General features: G+C 68.7%; 27 protein-coding genes and 1 pseudogene. 17 read left to right on the plus strand and 11 right to left on the minus strand.

Annotated features, from left to right (window positions below; all coding sequences use genetic code 11):
* The first annotated feature begins 31 nt into the window (after positions 1-31).
* The gene (locus tag ACETWP_RS03620) at positions 32-409 is read left to right on the plus strand and encodes a YidH family protein (RefSeq protein WP_373970833.1); all 378 of its coding nucleotides are present in this window, start codon (positions 32-34) and stop codon (positions 407-409) included.
* Positions 409-753, plus strand: a complete 345-nt coding sequence (locus ACETWP_RS03625; RefSeq protein ID WP_373970834.1) for a DUF202 domain-containing protein — start codon at positions 409-411, stop codon at positions 751-753. The genes ACETWP_RS03620 and ACETWP_RS03625 overlap by 1 nt, the downstream gene beginning before the upstream one ends.
* Before the next feature lie 428 nt (positions 754-1,181).
* Here the strand turns inward: ACETWP_RS03625 and ACETWP_RS03630 are convergent, their stop codons facing one another.
* The 3 genes from ACETWP_RS03630 to ACETWP_RS03640 all read right to left on the minus strand — a co-directional run bounded on the left by ACETWP_RS03630 (position 1,182) and on the right by ACETWP_RS03640 (position 5,827).
* Positions 1,182-2,447: a 4-hydroxybenzoate 3-monooxygenase gene (locus tag ACETWP_RS03630; protein ID WP_373970835.1), complete on the minus strand. Its 1,266-nt coding sequence runs from the start codon at positions 2,445-2,447 to the stop codon at positions 1,182-1,184.
* A gap of 597 nt (positions 2,448-3,044) precedes the next feature.
* Positions 3,045-4,424 (minus strand): exonuclease domain-containing protein, encoded by a 1,380-nt coding sequence (locus ACETWP_RS03635; RefSeq protein ID WP_373970836.1) that lies wholly within the window; start codon positions 4,422-4,424, stop codon positions 3,045-3,047.
* Between the two features lie 524 nt (positions 4,425-4,948).
* Positions 4,949-5,827, minus strand: coding sequence for an NmrA family NAD(P)-binding protein (locus ACETWP_RS03640; protein WP_373970837.1), 879 nt, complete (start codon positions 5,825-5,827; stop codon positions 4,949-4,951).
* Positions 5,828-6,173: 346 nt separating this feature from the next.
* Here ACETWP_RS03640 and ACETWP_RS03645 point away from each other — a divergent pair, with 346 nt between their 5' ends.
* Positions 6,174-6,734, plus strand: coding sequence for a TspO/MBR family protein (locus ACETWP_RS03645; RefSeq protein WP_373970838.1), 561 nt, complete (start codon positions 6,174-6,176; stop codon positions 6,732-6,734).
* 281 nt (positions 6,735-7,015) lie between these two features.
* Here the strand turns inward: ACETWP_RS03645 and ACETWP_RS03650 are convergent, their stop codons facing one another.
* Together ACETWP_RS03650 and ACETWP_RS03655 are read right to left on the minus strand one after the other, a co-directional pair.
* Positions 7,016-7,252, minus strand: coding sequence for a hypothetical protein (locus tag ACETWP_RS03650; RefSeq protein WP_373970839.1), 237 nt, complete (start codon positions 7,250-7,252; stop codon positions 7,016-7,018).
* Between the two features lie 363 nt (positions 7,253-7,615).
* Positions 7,616-8,275, minus strand: coding sequence for a Type 1 glutamine amidotransferase-like domain-containing protein (locus ACETWP_RS03655; RefSeq protein WP_373970840.1), 660 nt, complete (start codon positions 8,273-8,275; stop codon positions 7,616-7,618).
* 370 nt (positions 8,276-8,645) lie between these two features.
* Between ACETWP_RS03655 and ACETWP_RS03660 the strand changes: the two genes are divergently transcribed.
* The 5 genes from ACETWP_RS03660 (at position 8,646) to ACETWP_RS03680 (ending at position 12,092) form a co-directional block, all read left to right on the plus strand.
* A complete protein-coding gene (locus ACETWP_RS03660; protein ID WP_373970841.1) occupies positions 8,646-9,116 on the plus strand; it encodes a hypothetical protein in 471 nt (156 codons plus the stop codon).
* Positions 9,109-9,414, plus strand: coding sequence for a transcriptional regulator (locus ACETWP_RS03665; protein ID WP_373970842.1), 306 nt, complete (start codon positions 9,109-9,111; stop codon positions 9,412-9,414). The genes ACETWP_RS03660 and ACETWP_RS03665 overlap by 8 nt, the downstream gene beginning before the upstream one ends.
* Before the next feature lie 765 nt (positions 9,415-10,179).
* The gene (locus tag ACETWP_RS03670) at positions 10,180-10,968 is read left to right on the plus strand and encodes a TspO-related membrane protein (RefSeq protein WP_373970843.1); all 789 of its coding nucleotides are present in this window, start codon (positions 10,180-10,182) and stop codon (positions 10,966-10,968) included.
* 234 nt (positions 10,969-11,202) lie between these two features.
* A complete protein-coding gene (locus tag ACETWP_RS03675) occupies positions 11,203-11,454 on the plus strand; it encodes an SOS response-associated peptidase family protein (RefSeq protein ID WP_373970844.1) in 252 nt (83 codons plus the stop codon).
* Positions 11,455-11,636: 182 nt separating this feature from the next.
* Positions 11,637-12,092, plus strand: a complete 456-nt coding sequence (locus ACETWP_RS03680) for an SRPBCC family protein (protein ID WP_373970845.1) — start codon at positions 11,637-11,639, stop codon at positions 12,090-12,092.
* Between the two features lie 28 nt (positions 12,093-12,120).
* Here ACETWP_RS03680 and ACETWP_RS03685 read toward each other — a convergent pair.
* Positions 12,121-12,372, minus strand: a pseudogene (locus tag ACETWP_RS03685) (ATP-binding protein); the annotation flags it as partial.
* A gap of 142 nt (positions 12,373-12,514) precedes the next feature.
* Here ACETWP_RS03685 and ACETWP_RS03690 point away from each other — a divergent pair.
* The 3 genes from ACETWP_RS03690 to ACETWP_RS03700 are packed head-to-tail and all read left to right on the plus strand — an operon-like array spanning position 12,515 to position 14,547.
* Positions 12,515-13,207: an MSMEG_4193 family putative phosphomutase gene (locus ACETWP_RS03690; RefSeq protein WP_373970846.1), complete on the plus strand. Its 693-nt coding sequence runs from the start codon at positions 12,515-12,517 to the stop codon at positions 13,205-13,207.
* 24 nt (positions 13,208-13,231) lie between these two features.
* Positions 13,232-13,780 (plus strand): DUF3090 domain-containing protein, encoded by a 549-nt coding sequence (locus ACETWP_RS03695; RefSeq protein WP_373970847.1) that lies wholly within the window; start codon positions 13,232-13,234, stop codon positions 13,778-13,780.
* Entirely contained in the window at positions 13,780-14,547 is a 768-nt protein-coding gene (locus tag ACETWP_RS03700; RefSeq protein WP_373970848.1) for an SCO1664 family protein, read from the plus strand. Before ACETWP_RS03695 ends, ACETWP_RS03700 begins: the two co-directional genes overlap by 1 nt.
* A gap of 431 nt (positions 14,548-14,978) precedes the next feature.
* Here ACETWP_RS03700 and ACETWP_RS03705 read toward each other — a convergent pair whose 3' ends face one another.
* The 4 genes from ACETWP_RS03705 to ACETWP_RS03720 form a co-directional block, all read right to left on the minus strand.
* Positions 14,979-15,281: a DUF4193 domain-containing protein gene (locus tag ACETWP_RS03705; protein ID WP_373970849.1), complete on the minus strand. Its 303-nt coding sequence runs from the start codon at positions 15,279-15,281 to the stop codon at positions 14,979-14,981.
* A 191-nt stretch (positions 15,282-15,472) separates the two neighbouring features.
* On the minus strand, positions 15,473-15,631 hold the full coding sequence (locus ACETWP_RS03710; protein WP_373971017.1) for a substrate-binding domain-containing protein: 159 nt from the start codon (positions 15,629-15,631) through the stop codon (positions 15,473-15,475).
* A gap of 124 nt (positions 15,632-15,755) precedes the next feature.
* On the minus strand, positions 15,756-16,613 hold the full coding sequence (locus ACETWP_RS03715) for a transporter substrate-binding domain-containing protein (protein ID WP_373970850.1): 858 nt from the start codon (positions 16,611-16,613) through the stop codon (positions 15,756-15,758).
* A 93-nt stretch (positions 16,614-16,706) separates the two neighbouring features.
* On the minus strand, positions 16,707-17,984 hold the full coding sequence (locus ACETWP_RS03720) for an ion channel protein (protein ID WP_373970851.1): 1,278 nt from the start codon (positions 17,982-17,984) through the stop codon (positions 16,707-16,709).
* A gap of 141 nt (positions 17,985-18,125) precedes the next feature.
* Here ACETWP_RS03720 and ACETWP_RS03725 point away from each other — a divergent pair, with 141 nt between their 5' ends.
* Positions 18,126-19,346 carry an AI-2E family transporter gene (locus ACETWP_RS03725; protein WP_373970852.1) on the plus strand — a complete coding sequence of 407 codons (1,221 nt, stop codon included), beginning with the start codon at positions 18,126-18,128 and terminating at the stop codon, positions 19,344-19,346.
* A gap of 65 nt (positions 19,347-19,411) precedes the next feature.
* On the plus strand, positions 19,412-22,039 hold the full coding sequence (locus ACETWP_RS03730; protein WP_373970853.1) for a LuxR C-terminal-related transcriptional regulator: 2,628 nt from the start codon (positions 19,412-19,414) through the stop codon (positions 22,037-22,039).
* Between the two features lie 275 nt (positions 22,040-22,314).
* Here the strand turns inward: ACETWP_RS03730 and ACETWP_RS03735 are convergent, their stop codons facing one another.
* Positions 22,315-23,145 (minus strand): class II glutamine amidotransferase, encoded by an 831-nt coding sequence (locus ACETWP_RS03735; protein ID WP_373970854.1) that lies wholly within the window; start codon positions 23,143-23,145, stop codon positions 22,315-22,317.
* A 285-nt stretch (positions 23,146-23,430) separates the two neighbouring features.
* On the opposite strand from ACETWP_RS03735, the gene ACETWP_RS03740 reads away from it, so the two are divergent.
* From ACETWP_RS03740 to ACETWP_RS03755, 4 genes are all read left to right on the plus strand, one after another.
* A complete protein-coding gene (locus ACETWP_RS03740; protein ID WP_373970855.1) occupies positions 23,431-23,856 on the plus strand; it encodes a hypothetical protein in 426 nt (141 codons plus the stop codon).
* A 231-nt stretch (positions 23,857-24,087) separates the two neighbouring features.
* Entirely contained in the window at positions 24,088-24,477 is a 390-nt protein-coding gene (locus tag ACETWP_RS03745) for a hypothetical protein (protein WP_373970856.1), read from the plus strand.
* Positions 24,478-24,547: 70 nt separating this feature from the next.
* Positions 24,548-25,117 carry a potassium channel family protein gene (locus ACETWP_RS03750; RefSeq protein ID WP_373970857.1) on the plus strand — a complete coding sequence of 190 codons (570 nt, stop codon included), beginning with the start codon at positions 24,548-24,550 and terminating at the stop codon, positions 25,115-25,117.
* 49 nt (positions 25,118-25,166) lie between these two features.
* On the plus strand, positions 25,167-25,736 hold the full coding sequence (locus ACETWP_RS03755; protein WP_373970858.1) for a potassium channel family protein: 570 nt from the start codon (positions 25,167-25,169) through the stop codon (positions 25,734-25,736).
* The last annotated feature ends 34 nt before the right edge of the window (positions 25,737-25,770 follow it).

Raw genomic sequence — 25,770 nt, forward strand, 5'->3', positions numbered from 1 at the left:
GCCGGGCAGCATCTGACGGGGAAGGACGGCGATGAGCGAGATCCCGGAGCGCGGGTGGCTCGCGCTGCGGCTGCTGCCGGACGGCGAGGAGCCGGATCCGCGGTTCACGCTGGCCAACGAGCGCACCTTCCTGGCATGGATCCGCACGTCCTTGGCGTTCCTCGCCGGCGGGATCGCGCTGGAGGCCTTTGCCGCCCACGCCTTCCCCGCGCCGCTGCGTACCTGGCTGGCGGTGCTGGTGATTTGCGTCGGCCTGCTGATTGCCGCGGGGGCCGCGTTCCGTTGGCTGCGGGTCGAATCCGCCATGCGGCGCGGCCGTGCGCTGCCGCTGCCCGCGGTTGTGCCGCTACTGGCTCTCGGGGCGTGCGGGGCCGCCGTGGTCACCATCGCGATGATCCTGCTGGGCTGATGCGCCCCGGCCCGTCCCCGCCCCAATACCGCCCACACGGCGACGCGGGGCTGCAGCCAGAGCGCACCGTGATGGCGTGGGGACGCACGATGGTGTCCTTCTTGGTGGCCAGCGCCGTGTTCCTGCGTTGGCTGCCGCACTACGGACCGGCGATTGCGGTGCTCGTGGGCCTGGCGACTGCCGCCGCGTTGGGTATCTACGCCACGCAGCGGCGAAGGTACGCGCGGCATGCGGCGGGCATCCAGGCCGGGGCCTTGCGCGCGGACGTCGCCGCGGTGCTGTGGACCACGGGTCTGCTGCTGGCGCTGGGGGCGACTGGGCTCTTGGTGTTGCTGTCCGCCTAGGGCGTGATACCCGGCCGCGGGGGGACGCGTTAGCGAATGTTTGCGGACGCTCGGACCGCCCACCGGCGCGGCGCCTTCCGGTTCACGCGCGGCACCGGACAGGAAAGCAAGAGCCCGTTCGGAACCCACTGGGCGGCGTATGTCCCGGCGGGGTCGATCCGCCCGGCGGGGCTCCGCGGATGTGGCCCCGAAAGGACTCGGCGGCATCTGGTACGAGACCCGTGAACCTATTGCAGTCCGCCGGGTTGCTCGCAGCATTCACACCACCGGGCGACTTCCAGAACCTCACGTCGACAACCGCTGGTGATCGTCGAGGATCCTGGTGGGGAACGGGACCACCTGTCCCACCGAAGGTATGGAAGAGCCCTACTTGATGCTGGCTGGGCACCGGCGCCATGGCCCCGCTTCAGCGGACACCCGTGGGGGCTTCACCGCCCCATAAGCGCCTCGTTGACACCGGGGGGCCTACCCTCTGCCGCGTTATGGTGCGTCGGGGTGCTAGTTTCCGACCAGCCCGTGTAGGACTCGGCGAAGTAGGCCGCGCCCCGTTCGGAGCCGGTGATCGCCTTGAACTCGCCGAACCTGCGCTTCTGGTTGAAGGGGTTCTCCCCCGGCTGGGTGTGCATGAGATTGGTGGCCCAGTAGGAGAAGTTCTGCGCCTTCCAGACCCGCTCCAGTGCCGTGGCCGAGTACCCCGCGAGCCCCGTGTCGTTTCCGGTGCGGAAGTAGTCGACGAGGGCCGGGGCGAGCACGCGGACGTCGCAGAACGCGAGGTTCAGGCCCTTCGCGCCCGTGGGGGGTACCGTGTGCCCGGCATCGCCCACGAGGAACAGGTTGCCGTGGCGCAGCGGCTCGCACACGTAGGAGCGGAACTTCAGCACGGTCTTTTCGAAGATCGGGCCGCGCACGAGCTGGAACCCATCCGGTCCATCGACCCGGCGTTGCAGCTCGGCCCAGATCCGTTCTTCGCTCCAGTCGTCGACGTTCTCCTCCGGATCGCACTGGAAGTACATCCGCTGCACGTTTTCGCTGCGCTGGGAGATCAGCGCGAACCCGAACTCGGAGTTGGAATAGATCAGTTCCGGGGCGCTGGGCGGGGCCTCGGTGAGGATGCCGAACCAGGCGAAGGGATACTCGATGAAGTTGTCGGTGCGCTCTTCTTGGGGGATGGCCCACTTGCAGATGCCCTGGGAGCCGTCGGCGCCCACGAGTATCTGGCAGTGGACCTCAAAATCTTCGCCCGCCGCGTCGGTGAAACGGATCTTCGGCGTCGCGGTGGTGAAGTCGAGGACCTCGGTGTCCCTGACGGACCAGCGAATGTCGCCGCCGTCGCGCGCCCGGGCGGCGGCCAGGTCCCAGAACACCTCGTTCTGCGGGTAGAGCCACACGGATTCACCGACGAGTTCCTTGAAGTCGATGCGGTGGCTTTCCCCCTGCACGCGCAGGACGGTGCCTTCGTGCTCGTGTCCCTCGGTCAGGACCCGCCCGTCGACGCCGGAGTCAGTGAGCATCCGAACGGTACCGGCCTCGAGGATGCCGGCACGGTGGGTGTTGTGGATGGTGTCCCTGTCTCGCTTTTCAACGACGATGCTGTCGATGCCCGCACGGTGGAGGAGGTGCGAGAGCATGAGGCCAGCGGGACCGCCGCCGACGATGCCGACCTGGGTGGTGAGGACGGTGCGCTCTGAGCTCATGGAGATACTCCTGGTTGCAGGGAAGACGGACTGTGCCCAGTATCCGGACACAACGTCAATGGATGCCACGGCCTTTCCATTCAATGGATAACGGCACTCGCATGCGTCGCTCCGCTCCCGTCCGCAGGGACTAGCCATAGCCTGTGTCCACACGCGTCCCGGTCACGCGCGAGGAGCGCCCCAAACCGTAGGAACTGTCGCCGCCGCGATCTTTTCCGATTCGTGGCCGACCCGCGCCAGCCTGCGTGGGATTCAGCTGGCGACCCGCGGTGCCCGGACGGTAGTTCGACCAGCCAGGGAAAACCAACCGGATGCTTGATTGTGGACTGCCCGAGCTCCCGCGGCGATTCCCATCGCCACAGCGGCACACACCGCACCTACCCTCGCGACCACCGCTGTGGAGGCAACAAACAGTTGACACGAAGCCGTCATATGCATATTCATCGACCCTCTTGCGTGCGTTGCTTGTAATGAAAGTAATGCAAGCATTTTCGCCGAATGACGGTCCCCACGTCCGTGAATTCGTGGAGAGCGGGGCGACGTATGCGCCGTTATCGGCGTTCCGCGGAAACGGCCGGGACGCAACCTTCTAGCGCCTTAGGCGAGCTTTGCCCGGCGGCCTCTCCGGACCAATCCTCGAACGCAGGCGAATACGAGTGCTGCGCAGAGGCATGCGAAGACGAGTCCGGTCCAGCCCGCTCCCGTTGTGCCTTCGCCAAGCAGCTCGATACCTACAGCCGCGAAGAGCGCGGCCCCTATGCCTCCTATGAGGGCCCCGACCCAAAGAACAATGCCGAGCAGAGTCTTGGTGGCTTTGCCGCGAGCACTGGGAGTTGTATTCAGGGCTCGTGGGGCATCCTGGGGCCCCTGGCCATGGCGTTCTCCCTGTTGGGGATCCCGCGGGGGGATACCGGGTTCAACCGGAACCTCCCGCATCGGGCTTACGTGGTTTTCGGTCTCGCCGGCCAAGACCGGAAAGCGGGGAGCGGAGTTGATGGTCGCTGGAGTGCGATCCGGCGTGACGGGGATCGGAGTGTCGGACGAGACCTCCGCGAAGTCGCGCAGGGGAGAACCGGCGAGCTGCAGAAATTCGTGTTCGGTGAGGACCCGGATCTCCTGACCCTGGGCGATATAGGTGGCGGCTTTGCGTTCCTTGGTGGTTCCTGTTGCCAAGTTGACCTCGTCGACTGTGGCGGCGCCGGACACGACGAGGAACCCGGTCTTCTTGGTCACGCTCTTGCCGTTGTTGCCGCCCTGGTGGGCAACGAGCTCCATGGCTTCCCAGCGGCCGAGGGCCTGCAGTTCGCCGGTGAAGATGACCTGGTGGCCGTGGAACGGGTGGTCTGTTGGCGCCTCCGGGTTCGGTTGCGGCAGGTCCGCCACGCGGGCTTTCGCGTCCTGGGACCAATAGTTGGCGGACTTTGTTCGGGGCGCGGGGGTGGACGTGGGGGGCCAGAGATCGTCCACCGTGCGTGCGCCTTCCTGGCCGGCAAGGGCCAAAACAACCTGTGCGCAGGCGACCGCGTCGGCTCCCGGCCGATGGTGCTCAAACTCGTCGATTCCCAGCTCCTGGGCGACCAGGGGCAGTTTGTAGGCCTCAAGGGCCAGGACGCGGCGGGTGAGCAGCAGGGCGCAATGGAAGTCGTTGGATGGCACCAAGAGTCCTACCGATTCGCTGGCCTGAACGATGGCGCTGCGGTCGAAGGCCGCGTTGTAGGCGATCAGCGGGTAGCTCTCGGCGAGGCCTCGGATGGTCTCCAACGACGCGGCCCACGTGCTGGCCTCACGGACCATCTCGGCGGTGATCCCGTGGATCGAGGTGTTTCGGGGGTCGAACGAGTCCATTCCGCCCGGGGGCCGCACGTACCATTCCATGGTCTTGACGATCTTGCCGCCGCGTACCTGGCACATCCCGACCGCGCAGACTGAACCCCTGCTGCTGTTGGCTGTTTCGACGTCGATCGTCGTGAAGTTCATTCCAGACATTTTTCCCCCGGTGTGTGCAAGCGGACCGTGCGGTCCCAACAACGAATCCCTGCGCTTCTACCGTGCCGGTTGGCGGGCGGTTGGACGGTTTAGCCACTGGTTGATTGGTCTCTTCGCTATCCGGCACGAGCCGTGTGACGAGCGCGCGGATCCGTTCGAGTTCGGCCCGGTAGGCGGGGTCGAGCGCAGTGAGATACTCTTCGACGCTCTTCGCCTTCCCACCCATGACACGAGGTTAGCCCAGGCTACCGTCCCGCATCGCCCGGACAACGGTCCGGCGGAACCGCGGCGTCGGATAGGGGACTGGATTGCCTCGCCAGGTCCCTGACGCGCGGGACATCGCCGACGGCCCCACGGGCCGAAACGGTCAGCGGCCCGTCGCACCTATATGGCCGGGCATTACGCGTCGGAGGGTTCGGGGTTCCGGAACCGCGGGGGGAACGCGGGATCGCCGTCCGAGGGATCGGCGGGCGCCGATTCCCGTGGGAGGGGCCCGGTCCGGGACAGGCGTGCGCTCAGGGCGGGGCGGGTTCCCAGACCCGGCGTTCTCGGTGGGCGAATTCGGCGAAGCCGATCGGGTCCCGGCCCAGGACCCGGCGCACGGTGCCGGTCAGCCCGCCGGCCAGCCCGAGCCGGGCGGTGGTGTAGATCGCCGCGGTGACCAGGGCCATTCCGGGGGGCATGCCCAGGGTCCGCCGGGCGTGGATCAGATAGTGGAGGATCCCGGGGCGGGCGTACCGGATGGGTCGGCCGAGTTCTGCGGTCAGGATCCGGGCGACTTGGTCGTAGGTGAGCACTTCGTTCCCGGTCACGGTCCAGGCGGTGTCGCGGTGCGCGGCGGGGTCCAGCAGGGCGGCCGCCGCGACCGCGCCGACGTCTTCGGCGTCGACGAACGCGGTCGCGCCGCGCCCGGCGGGGACTCGGATCTCGTCGCGGTCGCGGATGTCGGTGAGGTGGGTGGTGGTGAGGTTCTGGTGGAAGAACGAGGCGCGGACGAAGGTCCAGGCGACGCCGGAGGCGCGCAGCCACGCCTCGATGGCTGCGTGCGGGACGGCCTTATTCCGCTCCGCGCCCTGGAGGGACAGGAACACCATCTGCCCGGTGCCGTGGCCACGCGCGTACTCGAGCGCGGGAATGATCTGCGTCTTGGGCCGGCCCAGCTGCGGGGGACGCATGAGGAACATCCGGCCGACCCCGTCGAACGCGGCCGGCCAGGTCGCCGCGTCCCTGAAGTCCAGGGCGACCGCCTCGACCCGCTGCCCGAACATCCGCTCCACGGATGCAGCGGTGCGGCCGGCGGCCCGGACCCTTAGCCCGGCCGCGAGCAGCTCTTCCACCACGACCCGGCCGACGGTGCCCGTGGCCCCGGTCACCAGAATCGTCTCGTCCGCCACCGGGTCCTCCGTCCCTCCGTCCCCCGCGCCGGCCGGTCCGGTTCGCGGGAGCCTGTCCCGTCGGATCCCCACCACCATCCCATGGGCGTTCACGTCCCTGGAACCACGACACCGGACACGCGGCGGCCACTATGTCGTATGACCTGCCGCGGCGCTCCTCGGCAACGGCGGAACGGACGAGCGCGAGTTCGGACTGAACCGCGGTCCGGAGACTAGCAGGGGCGCGACCCCTGCGGGTATCTCCGCCATGGAGACTCTTGGCCAGGAGGGCCAGCGGAACTACAGTCGGGTCCATGACGGTGGCCGCGCCGGGCCCCGCCGCGAACGAACAGGACGGTGCCGCGCCATGGCCGCAACCCCTTCCACCGCCTCCTTGACCACCCCGAACCGCGTGCCGCCGGCGCCGCGGTGGCGGTGGTGGCACGCGGCCGCCGTCGGCGTCGCGGCCAACGCGATCGGATCCCTGCCCGCGGGCTATCGGGGCGATACCTCCTACTTCGACCGGCTCAACACCCCTCCGGGCTCACCGCCGGGGTGGCTTTTCGCTCCGGTGTGGGCCTTCAACAACGCCGCCACGCTCTGGAGCAACCTGCGGGTGGCCAACCTCGCGCCGGACACGCCAGACCGCCGGAAGGCCCTCGCGTATGAGGGGATCTCCTGGGCATTGTTCGCCTCCTTCTCCGGACTGTACTTCGGGCTGCGCAGCCCCGTCCTGGGGGCGGCGGTCACCGTGGCCTCCCTGGGTGCCACGTCGGCCAGTGTCGCCGCAACCTCCCGCATCGACCCGAAGGCCGCGTGGGGACTCGCGCCGCGTCTGGCGTGGCTGGGGTACGCCTCCTACGTGGCCGTGGCGAGCGCCCTGACCAACCGCGACGAGTTCTTCCAGTGGGCCCCACGCCACCGCTGACTTGAACCGTCATCAGCGCAGGACGGATCGGCGCAGTCGCGGCGGGACCCGACCGACCGCGGTCCCGGTCGGGCCGCGGCTCCCGATGTGTCTCGCATCGCTCTTCGCGTCGTTGGTATCCGGAAATCGCATGCGAGCCACAGTGGCAAGACGGTCGAGCGTTAGGGCCACAGGGAGCCTTGAATGCCGCGATGCGGTATCTTGCGACCCGTCGTTCACGAACGCCTTCGTACGCTGGCTTGCCCGTGCGCCGATTGCGCACGGACCCGGATTTGTTTCCCCTACACGGAGTCTGGCGAATCCTCGGTGTTGGCGATCTCCTCAACCCAGTCGAGGATTTCGTCGGGGTAGAACAGGCCCGGTTGGGTGTCATCTTCGCCCGTCGCCTCCACCCCCACCGGTCCTCCTGCCACGGCGACCTCGGTCGCCACCCTCTCCGGCACGGCATCACCGTTGTTGGCGATCAGCCACTCTCGCGTTGCCGGTTTCAATCTCGACCACCACTGCTCGTTATCCATGGTCACAGTGTGTGGCGCCGCGCCGTGGAACAGAAGCTCGGGGGGACCGTCGCTCTGGCCTCGGAGTTAGTGAGTCCGGCGGGGACCTGTCACATATCGCCGAACCATTTGTGGCTGTTCATCTTCTCCGAAAGGAGGGCTGGTCTCTATTCGACCGCCTCTGCAAGTCCCCAGCACGCTGATTCCCTAACGTTGATGCAGCGTGCCCGCTGAGGGCCCCATTGCCGTGCGCTGCGGCCTTAGATGGAGGAGTCAACAAGTCGGGGCAGTCCGAACCTGCCCGTTGCCGCTGTCAACAATCCCTGTTCGTCCCGTTCCTGCTGCGCACGCAGGCCACGCGGCTTCACAAATGCCAGGCACTCATCACCCGAACTTCCTCCATTGCCCTTCGGAAACCACCTCGACGGAGCCGTCGACGACCTTGATGGCGGTCTGTTCGTCGATGGCATAGGCCGGGCCTCCGATGTCGGCGGCCCAACGCTCTGCGTGGGCCGGAGTGTTGGTCGGGAAAGCGTTCAGGTGCGGGAAGATCGAAAAGTCCACCATCCCGAGGGTGCGATCGTCCGGCGCGGACGGCCACTCGACGAAGTATTCCCCGATCCGGGGCGCCATCACCATGCTTCCGGCACTCACTCCCACCCATACCGTGTCGGGAAGTGACGGCAGCAGCTCGGCCAACCCGGATTCCCGCATCCAATGGGACAGGTACGTCGCGTCGCCCCCGTCGACCAGTACAACGTCGGCGTCCCGAACCCAGGGGACCCATCGCTCCTCGCCGATGGTGGGCAGTGCGGTGAGCTCGAGAACTCCGAGCGAGGCCCAGCCCAGGCCTGACAAGTGACGGAAGTCGGGCTCGGCGGCCAGTAGGCCCCGCACCGATGCCGGTCCGCACATCGGATGACCCCACTGCGCTGTCGGGATGACCAAGGCGTGGCACTGGGCGATCGGCTTGTTGAGAAGCTGCGCGAGCGCCGAGTGGATGCTCGGATTCGTCACGCCGCCTGATGTAAGCAAGAGTTTCAAACGTGCCCCCAAAGTTTCGCGCGGATGGTGGATGTGCCTGATGACGCGGGACCGGGCTGGAACTCACCGGCCGATTTGGTAAGCCCGCCGGCCTCGCGCTCGGCCCTTCAACAGGTGCACACCCAGTGGAACTTTGTCCATGATTCGGCATGGTTGCAGACCTCACGTTGGTCTGTCCACTCAGGAGAGAAATACAGCCCGGCTCCAGCCGACACTGCTGACTGTCCCGTTAGGGATCCCCACACAGACACCGCCATCCACCGCTTACAGAACAACGCCAAATATCACTGCGACTCACACGCCCCCGCTGGTCCATGGCGCGTTGAATGTCACTTGCCGACAAGGAAAGCCATTCTGTAGTCTTTCCGACATGGAAAGAAACCTTAAGGGGCGTCCGTCGGCAGACGATGCCGCAGCCAGCCTCCGCGACCTCGCTTCGGATCGTCAGGCGCTGGCCGACGGCGTGCGCGTTCCGAAATCACTGTTGGCCGCGCTCGGGGGCGTGGCGGCCTGGTGGGTGGCGGCAGCCGCGACGGCCAGCCCCGGCGAGGCCTACGAACCCCCGACTTCCGGATGGTTGGCCCTGGTGGCGGTTTTCGTGGTCCTTCACCTGATCCGCCGCGAAACCGGCATCCGATTCCGCAGGATGGGCACACGCGCCACCATGGCAACGCTCGCGATGCTCTTGGTCTGCCTGACGCTGTTCTCGATCTCGCTTGGTTTGGTTTCCTTCGGCGCCCGCTGGGCCGTGGTTCTGACCAGCGTTGCCGCCTTCGGTCTGGTCACGTGGCTCGCGGGCATCGCCTACCGCTCGGCGCTGGACCGGCTGCGTCGTGATTGAGGCCCGGTTCGATGCCCTTATCCACGCGCCGGCACGGTTGCGGATCTGCGGAGTGCTGCGGCCGGTGGAGCAGATGGACTTCGCCGTGCTGCGCGACACGCTCGACGTCTCGGACGCGACACTGTCCAAGCACCTGAAGACCCTGGCCGAGGCGGGATACGTCCGCCTGACCAAGGCCGCATCTGCGGCGCGCACCGATGCCCGCCGTCTAACGTGGGTGACGCTCACCCCCGCCGGGCGGAACGCCTTCGACGGGCACGTACGCGCATTGAAGGAGATCGCCGGCACGCCCGACTGACCACGGCCACCGGACCCGCGAGCCCTGTCCTGCCCACCGACTGTCCGTCACCGCCACCGCCTGACCCGAAGGGGGCGCCGGAGCAGCCACGTGCCGCGACCATGGCGGCGGCCCGAGCGGGCCGGAGTTCCAGGAGGCTTCGATGGACTCGGCGCGAAGTCTCCACAAGCGCGTCTTGCTGCCCACCGGTTGCGGGCCAGAGGTTCACCCCGGGCGGGAGGCCGTGCTCGCCCGTTGCCTGCCGACGACTGTCCAGTCCGACTCGGTGGTTCCCCGGCCGCTGTTGCCCGACGCGGGCCGGCCCATGGACGATGCATGACGACGCCGTTGGACTCCCTGCCGAAGGCCGGCGCGCCGGCCACGCGCGTTCTGGGCCGGGCCGGCTACGTGTCTCTCCGAGGGCCGGACGGCGTCCCGCGGTCCGAGGTGTCCGGGTTGCACGGTGTGGGGCCCAAGGCCCTGGGCATGCTCGAGGAGGCGCGTGAGGAGCACGGGTTCGGGCTGGGATGGGCGCGGGAGGCGCCCGCCGTCGCGGTGTTCGGCGCGCAGGGTCCACTGGCGTTATCGGGGCGAAGGTCCCCTCCATGCGTTGGCGGTCCTCGGGAAACGTTCGCGGGACGCACGCGCGGAACCGGCGGGGACGCACTGCCCCGGCCGGGGGCCACGGGCCTCGGGAGTGGTGGCCGGACGGCCGGAGGGGAGGGTCTACCTTGCCGCCGTGCCGGGTGCGATGATGGGAAGTGCCCGAGGGAGAGCAGGTCGGTGATGGTCGATCGCGACGTACTGCGCCAAGCGACCGTGGTCGCGGCGGTGGGCGGAGGCTTCCTCGTCGGGGTCTCCGGGGACTACGGGAACGCGGCCGCGGGCCCCAGTCTCGTGGTGCCGGCCAACTACGCCTTCGGCATCTGGGCTCCCATCTATGCCGGGCTCTTCAGCCACGCCATCTACCAGGCGTTGCCTTCCCGGCGGCGTGATCCGTTGCTGCGCCGCACCGGGTGGGCCACCGCGTGCGCGGTGGGTCTGTCCGGGTTCTGGGTATGGACCCAGGATGTCCCGGCCGTGGAGCTGGCGCTGATCGGCGCGACCGCCGCGGCCGCCGTCGCGGCCTACCTCCGGGCGGACCCGGTCGGGGAGGCCGAGGTCGCCTCGGCGGGCGACCGGTGGCTCGTGCGGGTCCCGTTGGGGCTGTTCGGTGGCTGGATCACGGTGGCGACGGTGGCCGGCGGCGGCGAGGCCCTCATCGCCTCGGGGATCGGCGCGCCCTGGCCGGGCGCCGAGGCGTGGAGCACGGCGACGCTGCTGGCCGCGGGCGGTGCCGCCGCGGGGGTGGCCTGGTGGCGACCGGTCTCCCGTGCCTACGCCGCGGCCGTGGCCTGGGGCTTGGCCGGGGTCGCCTTGCGGGTACTGCCCCAGCATCCTGTACCGGGGGCCGCGGCGCTGCTCGCCGGGGTCGGCGTGGCGGTGGCCGGGGTCGCCGGCGCACGGATGCGCCGGACATCCCGAGGCAGGATCAGGCGTGCGACCGGCGGGGGAGGCGGCGCCCGCGCGGCGTAGCCACAGCGCGGAAGGCAGGGCCGTGCCCGGCCAGGGCGTGCGAGACTTCCAGCATGTGCGGGAGATTCGTGATGGCGAAGGCCGACGGCGACCTGGTGGCCGCCCTGGGATCGACGTGGTGGTGGGGGAGGAGCTGCGCCCGAACTGGAACGTCGCGCCCACCCAACAGGTGCGGGTCGTGACCCGGTGGGGCCCGGACGGCGTGGACGCCGGGCGCCGGTTGGAGACCGCCCGGTGGGGGGCTGGTCCCGGTGCGGTCGAAGAGCAGGGGCGTGGTGGCGTTCGCGGGGTTGCACGAGTTCTGGCGCGACCCCGCGGCGCCCGGGGGGCGGGGAAGCGGAGTGGCTGATGACCACGACGATCCTGACCCGGCCGGCGGCGGACGCTTTGGGGCACATCCACGACCGGACGCCAATCATCGCGCCGACGGACCTGCGGGAGGAGTGGCTGGATGCCGGGCTGACGGACAAGGGGGGCGGTCGCTGATGGACGCGCTCCCGGACTGAGCATGTCAACTGTTTCAGGACGACTGGTACGGCCTGATCGAGGACCACCCACGTCGCTGCTGGCCCGAGGGTTCGACCTTGCCATCTCAGGAGGCGGCGGGCGCAGTGGACCAAGGCTTCCGCGGTTCGAACAGACCATGAACGAACTGCCATACTCTGACAATGGCCGTTTACTTCGAGTGCACGACACGGACGAGCACGCCCCAATCGGACCTGTTTGACCGTGCCCGGAGTATCGACGCCCACAAGGACTCGATGGCGCAGACTCGTGAAGAGGCGGTTGCCGGCGTCACGTCCGGTCTCATCTCTTTGGGTGAGGAAGTCACGTGGCGAGCCTGGCACTTCGGCGTTCCGCTTCGCATGACGAGCCGGATCACCGAGATGGAGTCGCCGAACTACTTCGTGGATGAGCAGGTTAAGGGTCCGTTTCGGCGGTTCCGGCACGTTCATGAGTTCAACCAGGATTCGGCGGCCACCACGATGATTGACCGGATTGAGTTCGCGGCACCGTTCGGGCCCATAGGGCGCCTGGTGGAGAGGCTGGTGCTGGCCCGTTACCTCCAAAAGCTCATCGAGACACGGAATCGGCACCTTGCCGAGGACCCCGCTCGCGGATAGGTCGTATCACTAGTCCCAGCACGCTCGGCTAGCCTCCGGTTTGTGGGCGATGGTGGGCGAGTCGGTAGGAGTCTGTCCTGGTTGCGATGATGGCTCCATTGAACGAAAGCCCGTCCGCGATCGCGGCGCACAACCTGGGGGCGGTGAACTTCTTGGTCCAGCCGGAGAACGATTCGTCGCCAGTGATGCCGATGGAGTTCTTCCCTTCGTGTGCGGTGAGGACCTGGAAGGGGAGTTCGGCGCCTCGGCATTCCAGTTCCACATAACCGAGTTCGTTGAGCTGGTCAACGAGTGCCGAATCCGTCTGGGCGACTTTGAGCGCCCCGCGTGCCTGAAGGGTTCCGCCAGTGCTTTGTCTTCCTGCCCGACGCGCGACGCGGCGAGGTTCACACCACCATCGAGGGGGTGGCTAGGCTGGGTGAATGGCGACAGTTATTCTCGTGCGGCATGGCCGCACCACAGCCAATGCCACTGGACTGCTTGCGGGTCGGGCCGTTGGTGTCGGCCTGGACCAAGTCGGGCTCGACCAGTCGGCTCTGACCGGAGACCGGCTCGCGGCCGTTCCCGTAGTCGGGGTGGTGTCGAGCCCTCTTGAGCGTTGTCGGCAGACCGCCCAGCTCATCCTCGATCGCCAGGCTGGCACGCCGTGCGCGCCGGTCGAACTGGATCTCACCGAGTGCGACTACGGCCAGTGGCAGGGCCGCTCGCTGAGTGATCTTGCGACCGAGGATTTGTGGCCGGTCGTGCAGTCGCATCCGTCCGCCGTCGTCTTTCCCGGCGGTGAATCCTTGGCCGCGATGCAGGCTCGGTCGGTGGCGGCGATCCGACGTCACGATGCAGCCTTTGAGGCCGAGCACGGGCCAGGGGCCGTGTGGGTGGCCGTGAGTCACGGTGACATCATCAAGTCAATCCTCGCCGACGCGTTCGGCATGCACCTTGACCTGTTCCAGCGTATAAACGTGGGCCCCGCCTCCGTATCGATCGTGCGCTACAGCGCGAGTCGGCCCAGCGTCTACGCGACCAACACCGACGCGGGTGATCTGTCGTGGCTGTCGAACGGCATCCACTCTGGCGATGCGCCGGTAGGCGGCGGTGCAGGGCAAAAGGCGCCGTGAACCTCATGTGCCTAGAATACTGACATGCCTACACGTGTTCACGAGTTTGCCTGGCCCGATCGGGTCGTCGTTGGCACCATTGGCCTTCCGGGGGCGCGTACGTTCTACCTGCAGGTGCGCGCAGGGACGCAGATCGTGAGTATTGCCCTGGAGAAGCAGCAGTCGGCTCTGCTCGCGGAGAAGATCGAGGAAATTCTCGACCAGCTCATCGCCGTCGAGGGCAACCCCTTCAGCGTTCCCACGGGTACTCCCATTGAACTTGTCGACAATGATCAGCTCGACGCCGTTCAGGAGCAGTTTCGCGCCGGCGCCATGAGCTTGGGTTGGGACCCAACCACGGCCCAGGTCGTGTTAGAGGCCTACCCCATCACCGATGTCGATGACGACGACGAATCGCCAGACGAGGACGGCGCCAACGAGACCGAAATGCTGCTGGTGCGAATGCCGGTCGGCACCGCCCGCGCGTTCGCTAAGCGCACCCGCGAGGTCGTGGGCGCCGGGCGCCCGACGTGCCCGCTCTGCGGTTACCCCATCGACGCCGACGGGCACATCTGCACCCTTCCCGAGGCCTGATGCCAGCACCGGACCTCCTGACCGCCGAGTTGACGCTCACCGGCCGCATCACGACGGCTTCAAACGCGACATTTCTGGGCAGCATCGGCGACGTGGTGGTCGTCTATAAGCCGATAGCAGGTGAAAGTCCGCTGCGGGACTTTCCCCACGGCACACTCGCTCACCGGGAGGTGGCGGCCTATCTGGTCTCGCAGGTCATCGGCTGGGACGTCGTCCCGCACACCTGGCTGCGCGATGGTCCGCTGGGCGAAGGAATGGTGCAGCTCTGGCGGGAGCAAGACCCCACCCAAAGCGCCGTGGACCTCGTCGCGACGGACCAGGTCCCGGAGACGGGCTGGAAGCACGTTCTCGAGGGACGGGATGAGCACGGACGGATGGTCGCCCTCGTTCATGAAGACTCGCCAGCGCTCAGACGCATGGCGGTGTTCGACTTGGTCGTTAACAACGCCGACCGCAAAGGCGATCACATTCTTGCCATGGCGGACGGACACCGCCACGGCGTGGACCATGGGCTCACCTTCCATCGTGACCACAAGCTGCGCACGGTGTTGTGGGGCTGGCTGGGAGACGCTCTGACCGCCGAGGAACGCGACGGCATCGATCGTGTCAGCGAAGGACTGCACGGCGGGCTGGGCCGAAACCTCGCGGACTTGCTCGGTGCCGAAGAAATCGCATCGCTCGCCACTCGCTGCGCCCGATTGCGCTCGGCAGGGCGGTTTCCGGCTCCGAGCGGTGAGATGTCGGCAGTGCCCTGGCCGCTGTTCTAGGGGAACGACGGCTACGGGTTTCGCGGGCTGTGTCAGGGGGTTTCGGCCCGGCCACCTTCACCAGGGCCATGTTGTAGTCGTCGGCGAAATCGATCCGGGTCAGGTGCTTGAACCTGAACGGTTGCGTCCCGGATCCTGCGCCGCCGAGCGGTGCCGCCGCAGCCCACGCGGCACCGACGGCACGCGCCGCGGTTCCCTCCAAGGTCCCGGACATGGCGATGGCCACGATCCGGACCCTGCCGGTTCATGGCCATCGACACCCCCAGCGGCCGCGTTCGTCCGGTTGATGCTTCCCCAAGCCCGGACTGTGCTGCCGGTTCCACCTTCACCTACGGCATCACCATGCACAAGGGCCTTGCGCGAAACTTGAGCCAACATTGTTCCCGCCCTGAGCGGGCGCTCTGGACCGGGCTCGGGCGGGGAGCGTTTCCCTAGCTCTCGCAGTCCCGGCAGTACCGCAGGGAACCCTTCACGCGCGCGATCTGGGAGCGGTGGCGAACCAGGAAGCACTCCGCGCAGGTGAACTCGTCCTCGCCCTGGGGGATGACCGCGATGACGAGCTCCTCGCCGGAGAGGTCAGCGCCCGGGAGCGTGACACCGTCGGTCTCGTCCGCGTAGTCCAAGTCCGCAGCGACATTGCGCGCGTCGGGGGCGTTCATCGTCTGCAGGCTCTTGAGGTTTGCGTCGCTCGCCTCGGCGACGTCGGGTCGCATCTCGTCGTAGTCCTGGGCCATGTTTCTCCTTCATCCGCGGGTGTCCTTGAACGAGGGTAGGGCACCATCCTGTCACCCGGCTGTGTTCTGGCCTGCGACAACCATGACATCGCCCACATCCCTGCGTCCATCCGTGCCGAAGGCCGGTTTTCCTGCCATGGAACCGGTGACGCGCCGCGAGCGCAGCGGGCGTGAATCGCGGGGGCGGGGACCTATCCGGGGCGGCCCGTGGTGCTGTCCCGAACCACCAGCTCGGCCGGGTAGACCACGGGATCCGGACGCGTCTCCGGGTGCTCGATGCCGCGGATCAAGAGCCGGCCCGCCGTGATGGCGATGTCCACCATGGGATGGGCGACGGCGGTCAGGTCCAGGCCGGGGCGGGGCCCTCGGCCGGGGTAGGATCGCGTCCGTGGCTCGTTACCGGCCGGACGGCGTCGCCAGTGGGCCGGTGGGACGGCATGAGGAAAGGGCGCCCGACGAGAAGCTAACCGCGCGCTAGCCGAACCACGGCTTCTTGGCCTCGGCGTAGGTGCCGTCGTGGACCGCGATGTTCAGCCACTCGTCGACGTAGGCCTTGAAGGGCTCGTCGCCGCGGGGAAGCAGGTACGCCTTCTGCGAGAAGTTGAAGGGGCGGTCCGGGTGCACCGCGCACAGCTCCGGGTGCTCGTTGGCCACCCATAGCGTCTCGGAGGCGTCCGTCGTCATGACGTCGGCGCGGCCGGCGATGATCTCGTCGAAGATCGTGTTGTTGTCCTCGAAGCGAATGAGTTCCCCGTCCGGATAGTGCTCCTCGGCGAACTTCTCGTTGGTCCCGCCGATGGGGGTGATGGACCGGACGCCGGGCCGGTTGATCTCCGCCACCGTGTCGAAGCGCTCCACGTCCTCGCACCGGGTGATCGGGGTCTTGCCCTCGTCCAGGGTCGGGGCCGAGAAGTACGCCTCCTCAGCGCGTTCCAAGGAAATAGAGACCCCTCCGAGGCCGATGTCGCACTTGGCGAGGAAGTCGGGCATGAGCCTCTTCCACGTCGTCTGCACAAACTCCGGCTCCACCTCGAGGCGCCCGGCCAGGTCCCGGGCCATGTCGATGTCCAGCCCGGACCATTCGCCCGTGTCCGGGTCCAGGTAGGTGAAGGGGCGGTAGTCGCCGGTCGTGCAGACCCGCAGCTTGCCCGCCTCGCGCATCGCGTCGAGCCGCGACTCCGTGCCCGAGGCGGCGGACTCCGGGGCCGCTCCGGCGGCCGGGGTCGACGTCGAGACGCCGGAACCGCCGGAGATTGGCGCGCCGGTGCAGGCGGTCAGCGCCAGGGCCATGGCCAGGGCCGCGGCGCACGCGGCGAGGGGTGATCGGTTCATGGAGACATCCCTTCGGGTTGTGACATTCTTTGGAGAACTTGCCCCCAGTATGTCAAGAAGGGTTGTCGGAGCGTTGAACATGACGTGCGGGCTCTACGCCGGCGATTCGGACGGCTTCTGGTGTTCCGCGAGGTGGACGTGCATGACTGGTGCGCGGGACACCAGCAGCCATACGGGAAGAAGCACGAGGCAGAGGACGGGCAGGACCGTGATGTCGCCGACCACCGCCACCGCGATGAACAGGGCGATCCATCCGTCCCGGCACTCCGCTATCACGGCACCGAGGACCCCGCAGGCGAGGGCCAGCCCCAGCGGCACCGCCGGCAGGAGCATGTGACCCAACAAGCCCGCCACCACGCCGATGAATGCCGCCGGGAAGATCCGGCCGCCCCGGAATCCGGCGGTGGCCGCGATCAGCAGCGCGGCGAGTTTGATGGCGACGATGACCGCCAGCTGCAAGGCGGTATAGTCCTCCGCGTTCCGCACGATGTCCGCGGCCTGCGAGCCCCCCTTGAACAGAGTGAGGGGACCGCCGAGCGCTCCGAGTCCGCCCAGGATCAGCCCGCCGAGAGTGGTGTAGACCAGCGGGCGGCCGAGCCGCCGGAAAGCCGCGTGCAGGGGCCGGAACAAGAAGGCTCCGGCCACGACCACCGCCGCCGCACCGCAGGCCACCGCGGTGCCGGCCAGGACCTGGGACAGCTCCGGCGTTCCGAGTGGCGGTAGGCCCGTGGCGGGGAACGGCGAGCCGGCGAGCATCCTCATGGTGACGGCCCCCGCCCCGGCCGAGGCCAGGGGCAGGAAGAGCCGGTCCCAGAGTCCGCCACCGGACCCGGCGGCCGCGGCCACTCCGGTGAGGATGAGGATGGCGGCGACCGGCGTCCCGAACAGGGCCCCGATCGTTCCGGCGATCGTGAGCATCATGACGAGCTCCACCCCGACGCCCGGCCACAGCCTGGCGACGAGGGCGATCAGCACCGCGGTGTTGATCGCGATGATGGGACCCTCCGGCCCGAGGCTGACTCCGCCGGCGAGCGCCAAGACGGTGACGACCACCAACCCGGGGACCGCCGCGAGCGCAATCGGCGGAGCGATCAGCTGGACGGTGGCCGAATCGTGGCCGCCGTGCCCGGGAACGTACGTGAGGATGATGCCGATCAGCAGGCCCGTCACGGCCAGGACCCCGAAGATCCACCAGCCGGAGGCCGGGTCGATGCCCCAGGCCAACGGAAGGGCCTCCCACAGCAGGTGTTCGAGCAGATGCGCCGCCTCTTCGACGGCGAACAGGCTCAGCGCCGAGACCACGCCCACGAGGATCGCCGGAATCGACAACCGGAGTAGGGTCCCGACGGGTGGTGCGCCATGTCCGCTCACACCTGCCATTGTCCTCGGGGGGATCACGGGCAAATCACCCGGCGGGGGTGATACGGGCATGGTGCGTGCGGGAGACAGTGGGCAGACGCACGGGAGACCGGCGCACCCCGGAACCGGATCGAGAATGGACCGAAGCAGGCGATGAGCGAGCATTCGACGGACCAGGCCGGCCCCGCGGAGGCGCTCGCCGGCCCCGCGAAGGCGCTCGGAACCACCGGCGCGGAGTCGCTCCCCGCTCCCGGCGCGGAGGCGCGGGCGCCCCGTCCCGTGCCGGCGGTTTCGCGGTCCGACGCGCCGCGACGCCACCCGCCTTCCCCGCGCCGCGGCACGCGCCCACCCGTGGCCCAGGGATTCACCGTTGCCCTCGGCGTGCTTCTGGCGATCGCCCTGGCCGGGTCGCTGATACTCCTCCGCGGCGTGGCGTTCGACGTCTTCGCCGGGCTCTTCATCGCGCTGGCCATCAATCCGCTGATCCGGCTCCTGGTGCGCGCGGGCTTCTCCCGGGGACAGGCCGTTCTCGCCGTCGCCCTGGGCTTCGCCGTCGTCGCCGTCGTCGCCCTGACCCTGATTGTCCCCGCGGCACTCCGTCAGGCCGAGCAACTGGTGCGTGGCCTCCCGGCGGGTCTGGCCAACCTCGCGGACCAGCCGTGGGTCGAGGATCTCAACGCCGTGACGAGCGGCGGGGTCGACGCCGCCCTCCAGTCGCTGAGCGACGCGGCCGGCCAGCCAACGCTGTGGGCCGCGCTGGCCGGCGGGGCGATCAACTTCGGCGTCGGCCTGATCGGCCTGGTCTCCTCCGGCGTCTTCATTGCCGTGCTCACGCTCTACTTCCTGGTGTCGTTGCGGGGCATGAAGCGGGGGTTCTACTCTCTGATCGGCGCCTCGAGGCGACGCACGGCGATCTACCTGACCGAGAAGATCACCGATTCGGTGGGCCGGTACCTCGGCGGAATGGTCATCCTGGCCCTCTGCAACTCGATCTTCAGTCTCGTCCTGCTGACGCTGACCCGCGTCCCCTTCGCCGGGGCCATCTCGCTCGCCGCTTTCTTCATCACGCTGATTCCACTGATCGGGACCGTCCTGACCACGTGCGTCATGACCCTGTTCGCGCTGTTGAGTTCGCCCACCGCGGGGCTGATCGTTCTGCTGACCATGCTGGTGTACATGCAGGTCGAGGCCTACGTCATGACGCCGAAGGTCATGAGCAAGGCGCTCCATGTCCCGGGCGCCCTCGTGCTCATCTCCGCCACCGCCGGCGCAACCCTCCTGGGCCTGCCCGGTGCCCTCGTCGCCGTCCCCATCGCCGCCGCGTGCACGCTCATGGTCCGGTACATCGTGGTCCCGCGGCAGAACACCCGATGAACCGATCGACGGCGGGCGTCACCTACGGGTTGTCGGTGCCCGGCGCCGCGCCTACCATGAGGCTCGTGAGGGAAACACCGGTTTCGACGGGACTACCTGGCACACGGGCCAAGATCCGCATTCCCGAGGCCCGGTCCGGCACGCTGCGACGCCGCCGCCTCGAGGACGCCATCTTCTCCGACGCGTTGGCGCGCAGGACCACCGTCTTGGCTGCGCCCGCGGGTTTCGGCAAGACCACACTGCTCGGCGAATGGGCGCGCTGCGGCGACGCGCAGTGCGCCTGGGTGTCCCTGGAGCAGACCGACGACGACCCCGGCGAGTTGTACCGCTGGATCGTGGCGGCCCTGCAGGGCGCCGCGGTGAACCTTCGGGCACCGGCCCGCACGGCGCTGCTGGAGCTGACCGCCAATCCGGGGCACGATCCTCCAGCGGACTACCGCGCCGTCGTCCGCGCCCTCGAGGAACTCTCCGAGCCGCTGTCCCTCGTCGTGGACGATGTGCACCGCGCCGGTCCGCGCCTGGCGGAGGGGTTGTTGGGCGCGCTCCTCTCGGCGGGTCCCCCCGCACTGCACCTGGTCCTCTCCTCCCGCGCCGACCCTCCCTTGCCCTTGGCCGCGCGGCGGCTGGGCGGGACGGTGGGGGACCTGCGCTCCCGGGACCTGGCCTTCACGCAGGACGAGACGATCCAGCTCCTGACGCGGCGGGGTTTCGACGGCCAGCTGGAGGGCAAGGGGCTGTGGAACGTGACCGGCGGGTGGCCCGTGGCGGTCGCGGAGGGCCTCGCCGGCCGCGACCGCGGCATCGCCCCGGCCGACGTCTTCGCCGCGGAGCCGCGGCGCGCCTTCTCGGACTACGTGGCGCAGGAGGTGTTGGCGCCCTGCCCCGCTCCGCTCGCGGACTTCATCCTTCGCGCCACGACACGCGATCGGTGCAGCCGTGAGCTGGCCATCGATCTCGGGGGAAGCGCCGACGGTGGCCTGCTGCTCGAGCACTGCCTCCGTGACGGGATCTTCCTGGAGGAGACCAACGGAGGCGGGGGACCGACCTACCACTGGCAACCGCTCTTCGCCGCCACGTGCCGCGGCATCCTGGCTCACCGGGATCCCCGACTGGCCGAATCCCTCCACGGCGTCGCGGCGCGACACTACCGGGACGTGGACGTGTCCGCGTGCGTGTCGGAGGCCCTCTTGGGCCGGCAACCGCGGATCGCCGTGAGATCCATCGCCGAGCACTGGCTGGAGCTGATTCTCCAGGGTCGGTCCTCGTCGCTGGAACAGCTGTGCCTCCGGCTTCCCTTCCCCTTCAGCGAGGATCCGGAAATGCTCTTCGTGCGCTCCGCCTGCCGGGGGATTGCCGGAGACCACTCGTCCGCCGCGGCGTTGGGACGACGTGCGCTCGCCGGCGTCCCCGGCCTTGGATCCGGCCGGCGTCGTCGCTTCGAAGTGAACCGCGCACTGTTCGAGCTGTTCGTCGTCGGCAGCGAGGACGCGGACGCGACCGTCCGCGAGGGACTGCACCTCGTCGACCGGGCCTCGAGGCATCCCTCGGCGACCCTGGCCCACGGGCTCTTCCTCCTCGGCCGGGGAGCCGTCCGCTCGCCACGCAGCGCCCATGCCGCGAGCGACCTGCTGCAGTCGGCGGCCGCGGCGGGCCGGGCCAACCACCTCATCACCGTCGAGGTCAGCGCGGGTGCGGAGCTCGCCCTGGCGCTTGCCGTAACGGGCGACTTTTCGGCCGCGGAGCAACAGTGCGCCGCGGCGCTTTCCCGAGCCGAGTCGACGGGATGGTCGTGCCGGCAACGCCTCGCCCCCCTCGGGATCGCCCGGGGGATCGTCGCGTATTGGCAGGACGACCTCGACCGTGCCTCACGCGGCCTGTCCGAGGCCCTCGAATTCGGCAGCCATCCGTTCCCGGCGGATTCGCTCGCCATGGTCTATCGGGTCCTCGTCGATTGCGCCACCGGCGACCCCGCCCGTGTCGCATCGGCCGCGGCGGCCCTCCAAGAGTTCGATCTGCAGCCGCACGACTCCTCCTGGCCGGTCCTGAGCATCGTGTGCGCGGCGAAGCTGTGTGAAGCGTCGGGCGATGCGGATGAGGCCGCGGCGCTGGTCCGGCCCCTGGCCAGGGAGGGCCAGTCCCCGCTGGTCGACGCCCTGGTGGCCCAAATGCTCCGGCGGGCCCAGGACCTGGACCGGGCGCTGGCGTGTGCGCGCGGGATCGCCGTCGAATCGAGCCCGCCGTTCGCGCGGGTTTGCGGTGCCCTGACCGAGGCGCTCGTCGCGGCCTCGAGGGACGATCCCGTGGCCGCCCACGAGCGTCTGGAGGAGGCCCTTCGGTGGGCTGCCCCGGAGTCCATCCTGCGGCCGTTCGTGGAGCGACGCACGGATCTGCTGCACCTGCTGGTCCGGCACGTGTCGCAGGGCACCGTCCACGAGGCGTTCGTCGCGGCCTGCCTCGCCCAGCATCCGCCGGAGCACGTGCTGCGGCGGGAACACGCCTCGATGGCGCTGTCCGAACGGGAACGCGAGATCCTCGTCTACTTGCGGTCGATGCTCACCGCCGCGGAGATCGCGGACTCGTTGTTCGTCTCGGTGAACACGCTCAAGACCCACCAGCGCTCCATCTACCGCAAGCTCGGAGTCACCAATCGCCGCTCGGCCGTCCGGATCGGCATTTCGCGCGGACTCATCTAGCCGCCCGCGACCGGCCAACCCCCCGGTCAGGACCGTGGGCGTGCCGGTGCCGTTCCCGGGCGGCCGCGGGTCTCCGGGCCGGCGTTCAGGCGGTCGTTGAGCGTGATGGCGGCATCGCTGAGCGCGAGGTGCGTGAACGCCTGCGGGAAGTTCCGAGTTGTCCGCCCGTCAGGGAGACCTCTTCAGGGCAGGGTCCGAGGTGGTTCGCGGACGCCAGAGTTCTCCCGAAGACCAGTCGCCCGGGAGGGTCTCGCCACGGGGCGTATCAGTACGTCCTAGCTTGCCGTCGGGGCAAAGGGCGCGGTCTCGGTGTCGCCTCCATGCACCACCAGGGTCGAGGACTCGGGAACCTCCTGCCAAGCGCCCTCAAGGTCGCCGAGGGGTTCGGAAACCACGAGGCGGGCGTCGTCGGAGAGCTCCGAGACCAGCGTATTGGTCGGGTGCAGGGCGCGCAGCGCCGTGACATCGGTGCTGCGGTACAGCGTGCGCGACTGTCGTTCGCTGGAGTAGCGGAACGCCCAGGTCGTCGCCCCATCGGTGGTCGCCACCGTCATCTGGATCGGGTGGGCGATCCCGTGACGCCTGCCCGTCTCCTCGATCACCCCGACGGCGTCCTGGACCGCGCGCAGCGGATCCTTCTCCAACCCGAACGTCAGGGCCAGATAGAAGAACAGCTCGGAATCGGTGGATCCCTCGATCTGGGGGAACAGGCCGGGGTCCACCGCCAGCGTCAGGTCCCGCTTGACCGTGGGGAAGTCGCGGATCAGGCCGTTGTGCATCCACAGCCAGTTCCCGTGGCGGAAAGGATGGCAGTTGGTCTGCTGTACCGCCGAACCGGTGGACGCGCGGATGTGGGCGAAGACGCGACCGGACCACGCCTGCTCGGAGAGCGCCGCGAGGTTCCTGTCGTTCCATGCCGGCTCGGTGCTGTGGAACACCCCCGGGCGCTCCAGTCGCGAGTACCAGCCAATCCCGAAGCCGTCGCCGTTGGTCGTTTCCGCTCCCATGCGGGAGTGTTTGCTCTGCGACACCAGCGAGTACGCGGGTTTGTAGAGCAAGGTCTGCAGATTGACGGGTGAACCGGAGTACGCGAGCCAGCGGCACATGGGTCTTCCTTTCCACGACCATCGAAGCATGCGAGGGAGGGCGGGGGATCACCCCCGGCGGGTGATCACCGCGCGTTCCGGGCCATTCCACCCGCCGTCCGCCCTCGCGTCGGCCGGCCGCCAAGGCCGGATGCGTGCCGTTCCGGGCGCCGTGCCGTGTGGTTTCGGCTGCGGTGCCGTCCGGGAGCCTGGACCCGTTCGAGCGGATTTCATCTAGCGAGGGTGAAGCGCGCCCGCCGGCCCCGGCGCATGCTCGAGAGTGCACATCCCCGAGAGGAGAACCCGATGAAACGAAAACTTCCCGCCTTCGCGGGCGCCGCGGCCGCCGGTGCGGCCATGGGTCTGCTGGCCGTGACGGGCTGCAGCCCGCCGAGCCCTCAGGAGAACGTGTCCCAGGCCTGCGCCGCCTCCGACGCCATGGCGAGCGCAATCGAGGAGTTCCGCGCCGCGCTGTCCGCCGATGCCACGGTTGAGGAGGTCCGCACCGCGCGCGACAAGGTCAGTGACGCGTACGACACCCTCACGGCGGAGATGGAGGATGTCGCCGAGGACCGGGTGAACGATTTGGAGGCCAACGTCGACGAATTCCGTTCCGCCGTCGACCAGGTTCCGGACGACGCGCAGTTGTCGGATGCCCTCGAGTCCCTGGGCAACGAGGCTTCCGACGTGCGCACCGCCTTGGACGGCGTCGACAGCGACCTGAACTGCTAGAGGCCTCGGTCCCTTCGGCCGCGGCATTGCGCCACGGGGGACCCGAGGCAACGCGTCCTGGACCGCAGACCGCGCATGGCGCGACTTGCTCGGCCGGGGTCAACCGCGCCGGTAAACCACCGGTGTGGCTCAAAGAAAGCGGTCCGCCACGGTGGGCCGGTCTTCCGGCCGGCGCACCGCGCAAGGGCAAAGGCACCCCCGGCCGGGGGGCCGTGAATCAAAGGAGTGACAATGGACTTCTGGGAAAACTTCTGGGAATTTTTTTGGTTCCTGTTCTGGATCTACGCCTTCATTGCGTTTCTGACCATCCTCTTCTCCGTGTTCGCCGACATCTTCAGGGACAAGGAGCTCAACGGCTGGCTGAAGGCCATCTGGGTGGTGTTCCTGATCTTCCTGCCGTTCATCTCCATCCTCGTGTACCTGATCGCGCGCGGTCGGGGCATGGCGGAGCGAAGCATGAGGCATGCCGGCGAACGCCAGGATGCGCAGGCCGCGTACATTCGGTCGGTGGCCGGTGCAAGCGCCAGCGAGGAGATCTCCAAGGCACGCGCCCTGCTCGATGCCGGGACGATCACCGCCGAGGAGTACGCGCTCATCAAAGAGCGCGCGCTGACCGCCTAGGGGTTTCGGGGCGGTCGCACGGGAGTCATCCCGGGCGACCGCCCCCGCCCGGAGCGGAGGAGGACCGGCCATGCGGTTTTGGAAGGCAACCCCCGGGACGGATCGGATCGACGTCCTCGGTCTCGACAAGTCCGGTCGCCGCCGCATCGCCGTGCTCGCGAGCGTCCGGCTGCTCGTCGTGTTGGCGGTGCTGCTGGGCGGGTACTTCGTCGTCCCGGTCGAGGGCTTCAAGGCCGACAACCCGACGGCGGCCTGGGTGGGCCTGTCGATCGTGATCCTGGTCTTCCTCGCCGTCCTGGTTCTGGAGGCGCGCATCGTCGTGGCCGCACGGGTTCCCCAGGTGCGGGCCGTCGCGGCCGCCGTGGAGAGCGTCATGTTGTTCATCTGCCTCTTCGCCCTGTTGCACCTCTCCCTCTCCACCACCGATCCGGCGTCGTTCAGCGAGCCCCTCGACCGGATGGGCGCCCTGTACTTCTCGGTGAGCACCCTCGCCACGGTCGGGTTCGGGGACATCAGCCCAGCGACGCAGCTGACGCGTGCCGTGGTGACGGTCCAGATGCTCGCCGGGTTGGGCGTTCTCGTCCTGATCGGCAAGGTCACCTTCTACGCGGCCCGGCAAGGGATGACCCGAAACCCCTAGACATCCGCCGCCGGGAGCGGCGGCCGCGAGCGACGGAGAAACACCGATCATGGACCCAGAAGGCGGAAACGGCGGGCAGGGCCGCATCGACTTCCTGGGTCTGGGGCCCCACGACCGGCGGCGGGTCGCATTCGGCGCGGCCCTGCGGTCGCTGGCCGTCCTGACGGTCCTGTTCCTGGGGTACTTCACGGTTCCCGTCGGCGGGTTCAACGCCGAGAACCCCGCGGCCGCGTGGGTGCGTCTGGTGACCGTGGTCGGGGTGTTTCTGGTGGTCCTCGGCCTGGAGGTGCGGATCGTCTTGTCCGCCCGGGTTCCCCAGGCGCGGGCCGTCGCCGCCGTGGTGGAGAGCGTGCTGCTGTTCGTCTGCCTGTTCGCCCTGCTGCACCTGTCGATGTCCACGACCGATCCGGCGTCGTTCAACGAGCCTCTGGACCGGGTCGACGCCCTCTACTTCACGGCGAGCACTTTCGCGACCGTCGGCTTCGGCGACATCGCGCCCGTGACGCAGGTGGCGCGGGCCGTCGTGACCGTCCAGATGCTCGCCGGACTCGGCGTCCTGGTTCTCATCGCGAAGGTCGCGTTCTATGCCGCCCGCGTCGGGCTGCGCCGCATGCCCTGAGCTGGCCCCGCGGGCCGGCCCGAAAGGATCGGCG

The sequence above is a fragment of the Arthrobacter halodurans genome, from assembly GCF_041877255.1.
Taxonomy (GTDB): Bacteria; Actinomycetota; Actinomycetes; order Actinomycetales; family Micrococcaceae; genus Arthrobacter_N; species Arthrobacter_N halodurans.